Source organism: Mesorhizobium sp. M0761 (assembly GCF_040320205.1).
Lineage (GTDB): Bacteria > Pseudomonadota > Alphaproteobacteria > Rhizobiales > Rhizobiaceae > Mesorhizobium.
The window spans coordinates 279,755-293,267 of the sequence record NZ_JAMYPF010000006.1; the positions used below are offsets into that span (position 1 = coordinate 279,755).

The following is a 13,513-nucleotide window of genomic DNA, read 5'->3' on the forward strand; positions in this document are numbered from 1 at the left end:
ATTCAATCAACGGCAAAAAGCTAGCCCTCATGTCTGTGGAGTATCAAATGAGTACCCTTTCAGAAAGAACCGCAGTCGTGACCGGAGCCTCTTCGGGCATCGGCCGCGCCAGTGCCGAGGCCTTGGCGCGGGCGAGGTATACCGTCTTCGGGACAAGCCGCAGCAAGGCCGGCAACGGCCCGGCTAAGGTGTCCATGCTGACCTGCGACGTGACCGACGGGGAGTCCGTCAGCGCCCTCGTTGCAACCGTGCTGGCCCAGACCGGTCGTATCGATCTGCTGGTGAACAATGCCGGTGTCGGCCTGCTTGGCGGCGCCGAGGAATCTTCGGTCGCACAGGTGCAGGCTCTGTTCGACGTCAATCTGTTCGGCGTCATGCGCATGACCAATGCGGTGTTGCCGTCGATGCGGCGCCGCGGCCAAGGGCGCATCGTCAACATCGGCTCGATTCTAGGATTGGCGCCCGCGCCATACTCAGCGCACTACTCGGCGGTCAAGCACGCGCTGGAGGGCTATTCGGAATCGCTCGATCATGAGGTTCGCGCCTTCAACATTCGCGTCTCGGTCATCGAGCCGGCATTCGTGCGCACCGTCTTCGACCAGAACGGCATCGAGCCGGATTCCCTGTTGAAGGACTACGATCAGGCGCGCGCCGGTCTCAAGGCGCTGCTTGCCGATGTGATGCCCAAAGCCGATCGGCCGGAAGTGGCGGCGGATGTGGTCGTCAAGGCAGCGACCGACGCCCGTCCGCGACGGCGCTATACCGCAGGGAAGGCAGCGCGCCAGGTCAGCCTGCTGCGCCGCTTCGCCCCCGCGGGGATGTTCGACAAGACCTTGCGCAAGCAGTTCCGCCTGCCGGTCTGAACAACGGTGGGACGGAGAATCTCACACACAAACGGCACACCAACGGACACTCTCAGAAAGTCACTGCCATGAAGGCATTCGTTGTCGATAAATATAGCAAGAAAGGCATTTTGCGGCTGGCCGAGATGCCGGAGCCGGAGCTGCTGGACAATGACGTCCTGGTCGAGGTCCATGCCGCCGGGGTGAACCTGCTGGATTCCAAAATCAGAACCGGCGAATTCAAACTCGTCCTTCCCTATCGCCGGCCCTTCATCCTCGGTCACGACGTTGCCGGGAGGGTTGTCAGGGTGGGCTCGAAAGTCCGCAAATTCAAACCCGGCGACGCCGTCTATGCGCGGCCGCGCGACGGCCGGATCGGGACATTCGCCGAATTCATCGCAATCGATGAAGCCGACGTGGCGCTGAAGCCGGCGAACCTCAGCATGGAAGAGGCGGCCTCGATCCCGCTGGTCGGTCTGACCGCTTGGCAGGCTCTCATCGAGAGGGCGGGTCTGAAGACAGGCCAGAAGATCTTCATCCAGGCTGGCTCCGGCGGCGTGGGGACATTCGCCATCCAGTTGGCAAAGCACCTCGGCGCGATCGTTGCGACAACAGCGGGCGCGGCAAGCAACGATCTGGTCAGGGATCTCGGCGCCGATGTCGTCGTCGACTACAGGAAGGACGACTTCGAGAAAATCCTGTCGGGCTACGACGTCGTCCTGAACAGCCAGGACGCCAAGACGCTTGAGAAATCCCTGACTGTGCTGAAACCGGGTGGGAAGCTCATCTCGATTTCCGGTCCTCCGGATCCCGAATTTGCCAGGAAACAGGGACTGAACGTGGTGCTAAGGCTGCTGCTGCGGCTGCTGAGCCGTGGTATCAGGACCAAAGCCAAGCGCCGGGGCGTGGGATTTTCGTTCCTGTTCATGTCGGCGCAAGGTGAGCAACTGAGCAAAATCACGTCCCTCATCGAAGATGGGGCGATTCGCCCGGTCGTCGACAGGGTCTTTCCTTTTGAAGCGACCAATGAGGCGCTGGCTTACGTCGAAACAGGACGCGCCAAGGGCAAGGTCGTCGTCAAGGTCAGATAGCGCGCCCAGTTGCTTTGGGGCATTTGAGAGACACCAAAGCAAGGCAGCGCAAGGCCGACAAATTCCGAAAACGGTTCGGCATCCGATCGCCCAAACCTCAGTTGTTGCGGATTGCCACGAAGCTTGCCGCTGCCTTCAGCAAGGCTGCCTGTTCACCGTAAGGCTCGAGCAATTCATGGGCCTGCTTGACCAGCCCATGGAGCTGGCTGCGCGCCCAGTTCGCGCCATGCAGCGCCACCAGCGTCGCCTTGCCGGCGGCTGCGTCCTTGCCGGTCGCCTTGCCCATCTGGCTGGCATCGGCGGTCAGGTCGAGCAGGTCGTCGGCAAGCTGGAAGGCAAGCCCGACCGCCGAGCCGAATTCGGCCAGCCGGTCGCGGTCCTGCGGTGCAGCGCCGGCAATGATCGCGCCGGCTTCGCAGGCGAAGCGGATCAGCGCGCCGGTTTTCATCGCCTGCAGCCGGACGATGCCGGCCTCGTCCGGCCTGTTGCGCTCGGCTTCGAGATCGAGCGTCTGCCCGCCGACCATGCCCCCAGTGCCGGCCGCGCGCGCCAGCGCCAGCACCAGTGCCGCCCTGCGCTCCGCCGGCAGCGCCGTCGCCTCATCGGCGAGGACATCGAAGGCAAGCGTCAGAAGCGCATCGCCGGCAAGTATGGCGGTGGCTTCATCGAAGGCCTTGTGCACGGTCGGCTGGCCGCGGCGCAGATCGTCGTCGTCCATGGCAGGCAGATCGTCATGGATCAGCGAATAGCAATGCACGCATTCGAGCGCCGCCGCCACGCGCATCGCCGCCTCGCCATCGGCGCCAAAAAGGGCGGCACTTTCCATGACCAGGAAGGGGCGCAGCCGCTTGCCGCCGTTCAGCACGCCATGGCGCATGGCCGCCATCAGACGCTCCGGCCGGGCGATCTCGCCGGCAAGCGTGCGGCCGTCGAGCAGCAGCCTGAGCCCGGCCTCGATCGCCGCCGCCCGCCCCAGAAGTGCGGCCTCAAAGGCCAATTGCTCGTCTTTCGTCATGGCCGGGAGCGGTAGCCGACACTCAGACGTTGCGCAAGAAGCCTCGCGCCATTATGCCGGAGGCGGGAGAGTGGCGCGGGTGGGGGCGGCTTGACGGAACCGATCGTCGATCATGAAACCGAAGGGTTTGAGATGGCGCGACCAAGGCGCGTGAACCGCGCCGGTCTGAAGCGCCTGGCACGGCGCGGCCTGGTCGTCGCCGTCGTGCTGGCGGCGATACCCGTTGTGCTGACCTTCCTTTATTTGCCGTCCTTCGTGCATCCGATATCGACCTTGATGGTGAAAGACCTCGCGACGTTTTCCGGTTACGACCGGCGCTGGGTGTCGATCGACGATGTGTCGCCGGTGCTGGCCAATTCGGTGATCATGTCGGAGGACGGGCAGTTCTGCTTCCATCGCGGCATCGATCTCGGCGAATTGCGCGGCGTCGTCGACGATGCGCTGGCCGGCGAAGCGACGCGCGGCGCTTCGACCATCACCATGCAGACGGTGAAGAACCTTTTCCTGTGGTCGCGGCCGCTGGGCTCGGTGCGCAAGGTGGTCGAACTGCCGCTGGCCGTCTATTTCGACGCGGTGATGTCGAAACGGCGGATCATGGAGATCTACCTCAACATCGCCGAATGGGGGCCGGGCATCTACGGCATCGAGGCGGCGGCCCAGCATCATTTCGGCGTTTCGGCCAAACAACTGTCGCGGCGGCAGGCGGCACTGCTCGCCGTCTCGCTGCCCAATCCGATCGCCCGCAATCCGGCCAAGCCCGGTCCGGGGCTGCGGCGGCTGGCGTCGCTGATCGAACGCCGCGCCGGCCGTTCGGGCGCGTATGTCGGTTGTCTTGATTAGGTCGAACCGCTGCCGGCTCAAAAAAAATCGCCACGGTGCTGGCCAAAACGGCGCAGGGCGTGTATAGGCACCCGACTTTCTCAGATTATGGCCCTGACGCGGCCCTTTCACGAGGGCTATCGGGGCATTTTGACCATGTAGTGGAGCATATCCATGGCCGTTCCGAAACGAAAAACCTCTCCGTCCAAGCGCGGCATGCGCCGCTCGGCCGACGCTCTCAAGGCCCCGACCTATGTCGAGGACAAGAATTCCGGCGAAATGCGCCGTCCGCACCATATCGACCTGAAGACCGGCATGTATCGCGGCCGCCAGGTTCTGACGCCCAAGGAAAGCTGAGACCAGCTTTCCGAAGGTTTTGAATGCCAAAAGAACCGGCCATTGGCCGGTTTTTTTGCGTTTGGTGCGCGCCGCGCCGCCAACTATGCCAAAGACCGGGCGTCCGTGGCGATACAAGCTGCGGCGGCGGTGCTGTATTGAGTCCGCATGCCTTGTCGCGGCGCTTCCGCGCGATGATCGACCGGCTTCAGAGGGACCGCATGACCAAGCTCACCACAGCACCCCGCGATATCTTCCAGACCTTCATGAACTTCCCGCTGGTCGAGGACCTCGATGCGCTGAAGGCGGATGTCGCCATCATCGGCATGCCTTACGGCAGTCCCTACACGATCGACGAGCTGGTCAACGACCAGACCAACGCGCCGACCGCGGTGCGGCGCGCCTCGCAGCGCATCAGCCTCGGGCTCGACCGCTATGATTTCGACATTGGCGGAACCCTGTTCGACGGGCAGGACGTCAAGGTGGTCGATGTCGGCGATGTCCCCGGCGATGCCGCCGGCAGCCACTACAGGTTGGCCGAAACGGCGATCCGCAAGATCCGCGTCGCCGGCGCCTTGCCGATCACCATTGGCGGCGATCACGGCATTCCAATCCCGATCCTGCGGGCGCTGGACGGCGAAGGGCCGATCACCCTGGTTCAGATCGATGCCCATCTCGACTGGCGCGACAATGTCAACGGGGTCAGGGAAGGCTATTCCAGCCCCATCCGCCGCGCTTCGGAGATGGCGCATATAGCCGGGATTTTCCAGCTCGGCATCCGCGGCCAGGGCAGCGCCCGGCTCGAGGAGGTCGAGGCGGCCCGCGCCTACGGCTCCAACATCGTCACCGCCAATGAATGGCAGGATATCGGTACGGCGGCGCTGCTCAAGCGCATCCCGGACCGTGGCCGCTATTACCTGACCATCGATGCCGACGGTCTCGATCCCGCTGTCATGCCGGCGGTCGAAGGGCCGGCGCCTGGCGGCATCAGCTACCGGCAGACGATCGAACTGATCAAGGGGCTGTTCGCCAAGGGACGTGTCGTCGGCATCGACATCGTCGAGATCGCGCCGGCGCGCGACGTCAACGAGATCACCTCGATGACCGCCGGCCTTTTCATCCTCAACGCTATCGGCGCCGCCGTGCGGACAGGCCAGTTCAAGCGCTGAATCCGGCGTGTCGGTGGTCAGCCGGGGCAACTGTGGCTGACAGGGTTGTTTCGCACGGTCTTTTTCCGTGTTTGCGGGCGCTAGCGAAAAATCTTGACGGCGTGCCTGCGGGGCATTCTACAGAAGGTGCCCCCATTGTTTAGGCAATTCCTTGGGAAACCGCTTTCCTGGAACTGCTAGAGGAGACGCCTGATGTTCGGTGCCATCCCGCTGCTGATCGTGCCCTTCGTGGCCTACAATCTCGGACTCCTCGGAATATTCGGCAGCGGCGACGATCCGTGGGCGACCGAGATCTTCTCGTTCAGCATGATGTCGGGCGGGGTGTTCTCGATGACGCTCGGCGACCTGATGGTGGTGATCGGGCTGATCTTCCTGTTCCTCGAAATGGTGAAGTCGGTGCGCACCACGAACGCCTCGATCATGGACCATCTGTTGTCGACGCTGGTCTTCGTGGCGTTCCTGGTCGAGTTCCTGCTGGTGAAGGGCGCGGCGCACTCCGTCTTCTTCACGCTGATGGTGATCGCCCTGTTCGATGTGCTGGCCGGGTTTTCGGTGTCGATGCGGTCGGCGAGTAGAGACATAAATTTGAACTAGCCGCCTTCGTTGGATGGTCGCATCCGTTCGCGATTGGCGTGGCTGCTCTTTCTGGTCCTCCTGGGGCGAAGCAAGGAGCGAAGCGACGCGGCGCAGACCTTGGGATCCATTCCGTGAAGCTAAGGCGTTGCAACGGTTCAGAATTCTGCTCCGCTTACACTTGCGGCAAAGGTCGCGGCATGGATCCCGGGGTCTTCGCGACGGAGCTTCGCTCCTGCTTCGCCCTGGGATGACGAAGCTCCCCCTCAGCCCGGATCGGCGGTGAAGCCGGCGGCTTCGATGCCAGCGATGGCGGCGGCCTCGTCATTGTCCGACGTATCGCCCGAAATTCCGACGGCGCCGATGGCGGCGCCTGCCTTGTCGCGGATCAGCACGCCGCCGACGACTGGCAACACGCGTCCACCCGAGACGTCGGAAATGCCGGCGACGAGATGCGGCCGCTCCTTGGCGAAAGCCTCGACACGGCGCGAGCCCATCCCGATGGCGAGCGCGCCATAGGCCTTGCCGGCCGACATTTGCGGGCGCAGGAACGAGGCTCCGTCCTGACGCTGGAAGGCGACGAGATGCGCGCCGGCGTCCAGCACGGAAACGCCGAGCGGCTTGAGCTTCAGCTCGGCGCCCTTGGCGAAGGCGGCGTCGATGATGTGCTTGGCTTTTTCGAGGGTCAGTGCGGTCATGGCTGTCTCCTGATCAAAACGCGTCAATCATCGCCTGACATGCGGGATGCGAAATCCCGGTTGCGGTTGAAATTGCTTCGCGTGGGAAAGCGGAAATGGCGGGCATTGCTGATCGTGGCACATGGCGGATACGATCCGCCGGCATCCAGATCGGGCGTCGATGAAGAAGGCCGCGCTATTTTTTCTTGGCTCGGGGCGCTTTCTTGACCGGAACGGCAGGGGCGTTGGCGAGGTCTTCCGCTTCCTTGGCAAGGCGCAATGCCCGGAGCTTGTTGGTCTTGGCCTGGCGGGCGTCGGCCTCGGCGACATACTCCGCCATCGCCTTTTGCCGCACCGTGGCTGCCTCTTCCTGCTTCTTGAAACGCATATCCGCCCGGGCGCGGGCAGTATCCTTAGAGTTCTCGACCAAGAGCGTTATCCAATCCCGTAAATTATGTTTTTCAGCCCCTTGATAGCAGAGCCGGCCTGATAATGGGGAAATAAGTTGGTCAAGCGGCGGGGGCCTCGATGCCGCTCGACGCCTTGCGGGCGACCACCGCCTCATATCCGGCCTGCAATGTAGCGCGGACGGAAGGCCGCGCGGGTGTGGCGACAGGCGTGCCCAGATGGTCGTGGCGCAACTCGTCCATGAACTGCTCCCACATTGGCGGTCCGCCTTTCTCCAGCAGCTCGGCCCGGATCGAAAGCTCCTCGCTCACCGGCAGCCAGACGCGGCCCCAAGCGCCGAGATGCGCCATGATCGGCACCAGCGTGATGGCCATCTCGGTCAGGCTGTAGATCGCCTTCTGCTTGTGCGAGGGGTCGTCGGCCTTGGTCAGCATGCCGAGTTCCATCAGCCGCTTCATCCGGTCGGCCAGGATATTGGAAGCGATGCCCTCGATCGAGCCGTTGAGCAGTTCGCGAAAGTGGCGTTTGCCGCCAAAAATCATGTCGCGCAGGATGATCAGGCTCCAGCGATCGCCGAACACTTCCAGCGACAGATTGATAGGGCATCCCGAGCGGTGTTCGGTTTTCATCCGACTCTCCTCAAAAAACCGGTTGCATTATCGTATCAGTTTTATTATCGTGCAACCGATTGCAAAATGCAACCAGTTTGATTGGCCTTTGATTGGCCGATAGGAGGAGAGTCCCATGACAAGGGCCGCAGCACCCGAAATCGTCTCCCAGACGTTTGGCGATCCCGGAGATCCAGCCATTCTGCTGATCATGGGCGCCATGGCCTCGATGCTCTGGTGGCCGGAGGCGCTCTGCAAAAAGCTCGCCGGCGAAGGCCACTTCGTGATCCGCTACGACAATCGTGACACCGGCCTGTCGACCAAATATACGCCGGGCGAGCCGCCGTATACGTTCGACGACATGGCGGACGATGCGGTGCGCGTCCTCGACAGTTGCGGCATCGGCAAGGCGCATGTGATCGGGATGTCGATGGGCGGCATGATCGCGCAACGACTGGTGTTGAAACATCCCTTGCGTGTCATCTCGCTGACGGTGATCAGCAGTTCGCCGGTGGGGATCGACACATCGCAGCTGCCGGGAGCGACCGAAGCCTATGTGGAGCACTCGGCCGGTGGCGCCAAGGTCGACTGGTCGAACCGCGACCAGGTGATCGGCTTCGTCGTCAAGGACGCGCGTGCGATCGCCAGCACCGCGCATCCCTTCGACGAGAAGGCGATGCGGGCGTTCGTTGAACAGGACTACGACCGATCCGGCGGCTTCCTGAGCGCGACCAACCATTTCATGCTGAAGGGCGGCGAGGATATGAAAGGACGCCTGCGCGAGATCAAGGTTCCGCTGCTCGTCATTCACGGGACATCGGATCCGATCTTTCCGGTCGAGCATGGCGCAGCCCTTGCCGACGCTGTTGCCGGCGGGCGGCTTGTCCGCGTCGAAGGCGGTGGCCACGAACTGCATCCCGACGACTGGGGCACGATCGTCGCCGCCATCGTGGCGCATACCAAACCCTGAAGGCAGTCTGGAACCTTGACACATTCGCCTCACGGAAATAGTTAAGTAAATGCTTCAGTGTTGGCGCTGGCTGGCACCGCTCCAGCATCCGACGAATCGCAAACAGACGAGCAAAAAATGTCCCTGACGTTCCATTTCCATCCGCTGGCATCGCTCTGCTGGAAACCGCTGATTGCGTTTTACGAGAACGATACGCCCTTTACGCCGGTTATGGTCGACCTCGGCGATGAGCAGTCGCGGGCAGCGTTCCTGAAGGTGTCCCCGACCGGCAAGATGCCGGCGCTGCGTGACGATGCACGCAACCGCACGGTGCTGGAATCGACCATCGTCATCGAATATCTGGCGGCGCATTATCCCGGGCCGGTTGAGCTTATCCCGGCCGAGGCCGACCTTGCTCTCCAGGTCCGCCAGGCCGACCGTTTCTACGATTTCTACGTGCAGGCGCCGATGCAGAAGATCGTCGGCGACAGGTTGCGCCCGCAGGACAAGACCGATCCGTTCGGGGTCGATGAGGCGCGCGCGCAACTGCGCAACGCCTATGCGATCATCGAGGAGGAGATGCGCTCGAAACTCTGGGCGGCCGGGCCTACCTTCACCATGGCCGACTGCGCGGCCTCGCCGGCGCTGTTCTACGCCAACAAGGTCGAGCCATTCGGCGACAGCTATCCGGCCGTGAAACACTACCACGACCGCCTGCTCAAGCGGCCGTCCTTCGCCTGGGTGGTCGAGGAGGCGCAGCCCTACTTCAAGTTCTTTCCCTACAATAACGGCTGATCGCGATGCTGCACGATCCCGCCCAGTTCGACCTGATGTTCCAGGCGCTCGCAGACCCGGCCAGGCGCAGCATGGTCGAACGGCTGTCGCGTGGGCCGGCCTCGGTCAGCCAGTTGGCCGAACCGCTGGCGATGTCGCTGTCGGCCGTCGTCCAGCATCTCAACGTGCTCGAAGCAAGCGGGCTGGTGCGCTCGGAAAAGCTCGGCCGTGTGCGCACCTGCCAGATCGCGCCGCAGGCGCTGCGCAGCGCAGAACACTGGATCAACGAACGGCGGCTGACATGGGAGCGTCGGCTCGACCGGCTCGGCGATTTTCTCGCCGAGACCGAATGACCTGAAGCAGAGGAGAAATGACCATGCCCGGCAAAAGCAGAGCGGAGTTGATCCGCGGCTATTTTTCCGCCTACCAGGCGAATAACAAGCCTGCCGTCGCGGCGGTGCTCGCCAACGATTTCACCTTCACCAGCCCCTATGACGACGCCATCGACCGTGCGACCTATTTCGAGCGCTGCTGGCCGGACAGCCCGGCCTTCAGCTCGATCGTCATCGAGCGGATATGCGAGGACGAGGACGCCGCCTTTGTCCTCTATCGCTGCGAGACGGCGGACGGAAAGACCTTCCGCAACACCGAACTGCATCTGTTCCATGGCGACAGGTTGCGCGCCGTCGAAGTCTATTTCGGCGCGTCCTATCGCGACGGCGTCTTCGTCGCGCAGAAACCATCAAGCTGACCAAGAGGACCCGACCATGGCCGAACGATCCGTCGTCCACTCCACCTTCGTCCTCGAGCGCCTCTATCCAGTTGCGCCGGCGAAAGTCTATTTCGCGCTCAGCGATCCGGCCGCCAAGCGGCGCTGGTTCGCCGACCCCGACAACCCGATGACCCACAGGCACGAAATGGATTTTTGCGTCGGCGGCCAGGAGGTCAATGCCGGCGGGCCGAAGGACGGGCCGATCCACACCTATACCGCCACCTATCAGGACATCGTGCCCAACCAGCGCATCGTCTACAGCTACGACATGCTGTTCGGTGATGTCAGAATCTCGGTTTCGCTGGCGACAATTGAGCTTCGCCCGGAAGGCACGGGCACGCGTCTGGTGCTCACCGAGCAGGGCGCGTTTCTCGATGGGCACGACACACCGTCATCGCGCGAGCATGGTACCCGATTCCTGCTCGATGCGCTGGGCAAGGCGCTGGCAACGGACACTTGAAAGCCAGGGAGGCGAGCTGGAATCTCGGCCTATGCTTCCCAGAACTGATCAAGCCAAATATTGAGCTTGAGGAAGCCGGCACTGCTGACTGTATAGACGCGCCTCGTGCCCTCGGCCCTGGCCTGAACCAGACCGGCGTCCAGCAACACTTTCAAGTGCTGGGACACGGCCGGGCGGGAGACTGGAAGGCCCGAAGCCAGCTCGTTGACGGTTTTCGGGCCACGCCGGAGCTCTTCCAGAAGATAGCGCCGGTTGGGGTCGGCAATCGCCATGAAGGCGTCAGAAAAGATCATGCCTATACTTGTGGGGCAAAGCTTTTCAAATCTCAACCGTCGGCTTCCGCTTTTCTGAGCCGCAGTGCTTCAGGGGTGACCGAGCGATCGGCCGGCTGGGTCTTGAAGGCATCGCGGTCTTCGATCGGCACCGGCGCGCGGCGGCTGATGCGCAGCAACGTGTAGGCGGCGAGGCTGAGATGCGCCAGCGCGGTGGCCAGGAACAGGCCTTCGGGGCGGAGCCAGCCCATCAGGGCGGCAGCCAGCAAGGGCCCGATCATGGTTCCGAAGCCATACAGAAGCAGCAGGCCGCCCGAGACCTTGACGAAATCCTCCGATCGGGCGTGGTCGTTGGCATGCGCCACGGCGATCGAATAGAGCGTGTAGGCAAAGGCGCCGTAGGCAGCGGCGAAGACAATGACGAGGACGGCGGAACGCGGTTCGAACAGGAAGATCAGGATGGCGAACAGTGCGGCGCCGAAAGCCGCGCCCGCCAGCACGAAACGGCGGTCGGTCTTGTCGGAGAGGCGTCCGGCCGGAAGCTGCATGGCCGCGCCGGCAATAACGACAAGGCTCATCATCAGTGCGATCTGGGCGGTGGAGATGCCGATACGGGCGCCGTAGACGGCGCCAAGCGTGCCCCAGGCGCCATTGGCGATGCCGACCAACAGGCAGGCGATCGCCGACACCGGCGAGTTGGCGTAGAGACCTTTGACGTCGAGCTTGACGTCCTGCAAAGGCTTGGGAGACGAAGCCGACGACACCGCGGTCGGGATCAGCGACAGGCAGAACAATATGCCGGTGATCATGAACAGCGATGCCGATCTGACGTCGCCGCCGGCAACGATCATCTGGCCGCCCATGATCGAGGCATAGGTGACCATCATGTAGAGGCCGAAGACGGTGCCGCGGTTCTCGTTGGTGGCCTTCTCGTTCAGCCAGCTTTCGATGACCATGAAGGCTCCGGCCATGGTGAAGCCGGTGAAGGCGCGCAGCAGGATCCAGACATATTCGTCGATGATCAGGCCGGTAAGCAACGCCACGATGGCGCCCGAAGCGGCAAAGGCGCCGAACGCCCGGACGTGGCCGGCGCGGCGCACCAGGCGCGGTGCGAAGAAGCAGCCGGTGACGAAGCCACCGGCCCAGGCCGTGCCCATCAGGCCGAGCGATGCGGTCGAAAACCCTTCGAGCTGGCCGCGCAACGGCAACAACAGGCCGTGCAATCCCGAAGCCGCGAGCAGGAAAGCGGTGCCGCGAAGCAGCGAGAGGATCGGCCTGTAGCTTGCAAACATTGTTTGATCCGTCTGGAGATTCGGTGGCGGGGTCTGAAGACAGGCGCATTCGGGCTTTTCGGCGGCGGATGCTCAACGCCGAAACTAACGCGAAAACTAGCCGCGGCGAAACAGGGCTTCGGCCGCCGATTTGGTGCTGCCCTTGGTCTGGAGCTCGGCTTCGAGCCGGGCAATCTCCTCGCGCAGGATGCTGATCCGTTCGGTCAGGTCACCGACCGAAAGCAGCGACAGATCCTGTCCGATCTCATGCGGGCGGGCTTTCTTCTTGGGTTCGTCGTCGAAGATCGCCATCGTCGCTCCTCCCTATTCAGTATTGGGGCTGATTTGGCCATTTGCCTGATCCGGCAATCAGCATACATAGGGCAGGGGCGTAGATGCAAACAGCCGGCAAGAAGCTGGCAGCCGGCGGACCGAGACGGGAAATTTCATGGCGAGCGGACATAAAATTCCAGCCACGATGACGGCCATTGCAATCTCGCAACCGGGCGGGCCGCGGGTGCTGAAACCGGAAACGCGCGACGTGCCGGTGCCTGGTCCCGGCGAAATCCTGATCCGGGTGCGTGCGGCCGGCGTCAACCGCCCCGACGTGCAGCAGCGCAAGGGCGCCTATCCGGCGCCGCCCGGCGCTTCCGACCTGCCCGGTCTCGAGGCATCGGGCGAAGTGGCCGTCCTTGGCGACGACATATCGCGCTGGCGCATCGGCGACCGGGTCTGCGCGCTGACGCCGGGGGGCGGTTATGCCGAATATGTAAAGGTTCATGCCGGCAGCGTGCTGCCGCTGCCCGCCGGCTTCACCCACACGGAGGCGGCCGCGGTTCCGGAAAACTATTTCACCGTCTGGCACAATGTGTTCGAGCGCGGCGGCCTGAAAAAGGGTGAGACGCTGCTGGTCCATGGCGGCTCATCGGGCATCGGCACCACGGCGATCCAGCTGGCGTCGGCCTTCGGCGCCTATGTCGTCACCACCGCCGGCAGCAAGGAAAAATGCGACGCCTGCCTGAAACTCGGCGCCGACCGGGCGATCAACTACCGCGAGGAGGATTTCGTCGCGGCGGTCAAGGATGCGACCGGCGGCAAGGGGGCCGACGTCATTCTCGACATGGTCGGCGGCGACTATATCGCGCGCAACTACGAGGCCGCCGCGGTCGAGGGCAGGATCGTCCAGATCGCCGTCCAGGCCGGCGCGGTGGCGAGCGCCGATTTCTCGAAAATCATGGTCAAGCGGCTGACCCACACCGGCTCGACGCTGCGGCCTCGCACGGTCGAGTTCAAGGCGGCGCTCGCCGCCGCACTGGAAGCACAGGTGTGGCCGCTGCTCGGCACCCGGAAGGTAGCGCCGGTGATGGACATGATCTTCCCGCTGACCGACGCCTGGCGGGCGCATGAGCGCATGGAAGAGGGCGAGCATATAGGCAAGATCGTTCTCGACGTCGGCTAGATGGGGCGAGATTTAGGT

General features: G+C 63.3%; 19 protein-coding genes. 12 read left to right on the top strand and 7 right to left on the bottom strand.

Annotation, left to right across the window (positions count from 1 at the left end):
- The first annotated feature begins 47 nt into the window (after positions 1-47).
- Positions 48-863, top strand: a complete 816-nt coding sequence (locus NKI32_RS12950; RefSeq protein WP_353002775.1) for an oxidoreductase — start codon at positions 48-50, stop codon at positions 861-863.
- Positions 864-931: 68 nt separating this feature from the next.
- On the top strand, positions 932-1,933 hold the full coding sequence (locus NKI32_RS12955; protein ID WP_023745772.1) for an NADP-dependent oxidoreductase: 1,002 nt from the start codon (positions 932-934) through the stop codon (positions 1,931-1,933).
- A 97-nt stretch (positions 1,934-2,030) separates the two neighbouring features.
- Here the strand turns inward: NKI32_RS12955 and NKI32_RS12960 are convergent, their stop codons facing one another.
- Positions 2,031-2,948 (bottom strand): polyprenyl synthetase family protein, encoded by a 918-nt coding sequence (locus tag NKI32_RS12960; RefSeq protein ID WP_353002776.1) that lies wholly within the window; start codon positions 2,946-2,948, stop codon positions 2,031-2,033.
- A gap of 132 nt (positions 2,949-3,080) precedes the next feature.
- Here NKI32_RS12960 and NKI32_RS12965 point away from each other — a divergent pair, with 132 nt between their 5' ends.
- From NKI32_RS12965 to NKI32_RS12980, 4 genes are all read left to right on the top strand, one after another.
- Positions 3,081-3,788, top strand: coding sequence for a biosynthetic peptidoglycan transglycosylase (locus NKI32_RS12965; protein ID WP_353002819.1), 708 nt, complete (start codon positions 3,081-3,083; stop codon positions 3,786-3,788).
- Positions 3,789-3,941: 153 nt separating this feature from the next.
- Entirely contained in the window at positions 3,942-4,124 is a 183-nt protein-coding gene (gene rpmF, locus NKI32_RS12970; protein WP_008834724.1) for a 50S ribosomal protein L32, read from the top strand.
- A 200-nt stretch (positions 4,125-4,324) separates the two neighbouring features.
- The gene (locus NKI32_RS12975) at positions 4,325-5,272 is read left to right on the top strand and encodes an agmatinase (RefSeq protein WP_023690073.1); all 948 of its coding nucleotides are present in this window, start codon (positions 4,325-4,327) and stop codon (positions 5,270-5,272) included.
- Between the two features lie 192 nt (positions 5,273-5,464).
- Complete coding sequence (locus tag NKI32_RS12980; protein ID WP_023670154.1) at positions 5,465-5,866, top strand: hypothetical protein; 402 nt, start codon at positions 5,465-5,467, stop codon at positions 5,864-5,866.
- Positions 5,867-6,111: 245 nt separating this feature from the next.
- On the opposite strand, the gene NKI32_RS12985 is transcribed toward NKI32_RS12980, so the two are convergent.
- The 3 genes from NKI32_RS12985 to NKI32_RS12995 all read right to left on the bottom strand — a co-directional run bounded on the left by NKI32_RS12985 (position 6,112) and on the right by NKI32_RS12995 (position 7,559).
- A complete protein-coding gene (locus NKI32_RS12985) occupies positions 6,112-6,543 on the bottom strand; it encodes a GlcG/HbpS family heme-binding protein (RefSeq protein ID WP_023684003.1) in 432 nt (143 codons plus the stop codon).
- Between the two features lie 175 nt (positions 6,544-6,718).
- Positions 6,719-6,952, bottom strand: a complete 234-nt coding sequence (locus NKI32_RS12990) for a hypothetical protein (RefSeq protein ID WP_023684002.1) — start codon at positions 6,950-6,952, stop codon at positions 6,719-6,721.
- A 79-nt stretch (positions 6,953-7,031) separates the two neighbouring features.
- Positions 7,032-7,559, bottom strand: coding sequence for a winged helix-turn-helix transcriptional regulator (locus tag NKI32_RS12995; RefSeq protein ID WP_353002777.1), 528 nt, complete (start codon positions 7,557-7,559; stop codon positions 7,032-7,034).
- Between the two features lie 115 nt (positions 7,560-7,674).
- Here NKI32_RS12995 and NKI32_RS13000 point away from each other — a divergent pair, with 115 nt between their 5' ends.
- The 5 genes from NKI32_RS13000 to NKI32_RS13020 all read left to right on the top strand — a co-directional run bounded on the left by NKI32_RS13000 (position 7,675) and on the right by NKI32_RS13020 (position 10,493).
- Complete coding sequence (locus NKI32_RS13000) at positions 7,675-8,508, top strand: alpha/beta fold hydrolase (RefSeq protein WP_353002778.1); 834 nt, start codon at positions 7,675-7,677, stop codon at positions 8,506-8,508.
- A 117-nt stretch (positions 8,509-8,625) separates the two neighbouring features.
- Positions 8,626-9,282 (top strand): glutathione S-transferase family protein, encoded by a 657-nt coding sequence (locus NKI32_RS13005; protein ID WP_353002779.1) that lies wholly within the window; start codon positions 8,626-8,628, stop codon positions 9,280-9,282.
- Between the two features lie 5 nt (positions 9,283-9,287).
- Positions 9,288-9,614, top strand: coding sequence for an ArsR/SmtB family transcription factor (locus tag NKI32_RS13010; RefSeq protein WP_031197100.1), 327 nt, complete (start codon positions 9,288-9,290; stop codon positions 9,612-9,614).
- A 23-nt stretch (positions 9,615-9,637) separates the two neighbouring features.
- Complete coding sequence (locus NKI32_RS13015; RefSeq protein ID WP_032904808.1) at positions 9,638-10,012, top strand: nuclear transport factor 2 family protein; 375 nt, start codon at positions 9,638-9,640, stop codon at positions 10,010-10,012.
- A 16-nt stretch (positions 10,013-10,028) separates the two neighbouring features.
- Positions 10,029-10,493, top strand: coding sequence for an SRPBCC family protein (locus NKI32_RS13020; protein WP_023826733.1), 465 nt, complete (start codon positions 10,029-10,031; stop codon positions 10,491-10,493).
- A gap of 29 nt (positions 10,494-10,522) precedes the next feature.
- Here NKI32_RS13020 and NKI32_RS13025 read toward each other — a convergent pair whose 3' ends face one another.
- From NKI32_RS13025 to NKI32_RS13035, 3 genes are all read right to left on the bottom strand, one after another.
- Positions 10,523-10,786 (bottom strand): ArsR/SmtB family transcription factor, encoded by a 264-nt coding sequence (locus NKI32_RS13025; RefSeq protein ID WP_023690079.1) that lies wholly within the window; start codon positions 10,784-10,786, stop codon positions 10,523-10,525.
- Between the two features lie 32 nt (positions 10,787-10,818).
- On the bottom strand, positions 10,819-12,057 hold the full coding sequence (locus NKI32_RS13030) for an MFS transporter (protein WP_023683997.1): 1,239 nt from the start codon (positions 12,055-12,057) through the stop codon (positions 10,819-10,821).
- A 96-nt stretch (positions 12,058-12,153) separates the two neighbouring features.
- Entirely contained in the window at positions 12,154-12,348 is a 195-nt protein-coding gene (locus tag NKI32_RS13035) for a DUF1192 domain-containing protein (protein WP_023670145.1), read from the bottom strand.
- Positions 12,349-12,484: 136 nt separating this feature from the next.
- Here NKI32_RS13035 and NKI32_RS13040 point away from each other — a divergent pair, with 136 nt between their 5' ends.
- Positions 12,485-13,495, top strand: coding sequence for an NAD(P)H-quinone oxidoreductase (locus NKI32_RS13040; protein WP_032903975.1), 1,011 nt, complete (start codon positions 12,485-12,487; stop codon positions 13,493-13,495).
- Positions 13,496-13,513 lie beyond the last annotated feature (18 nt).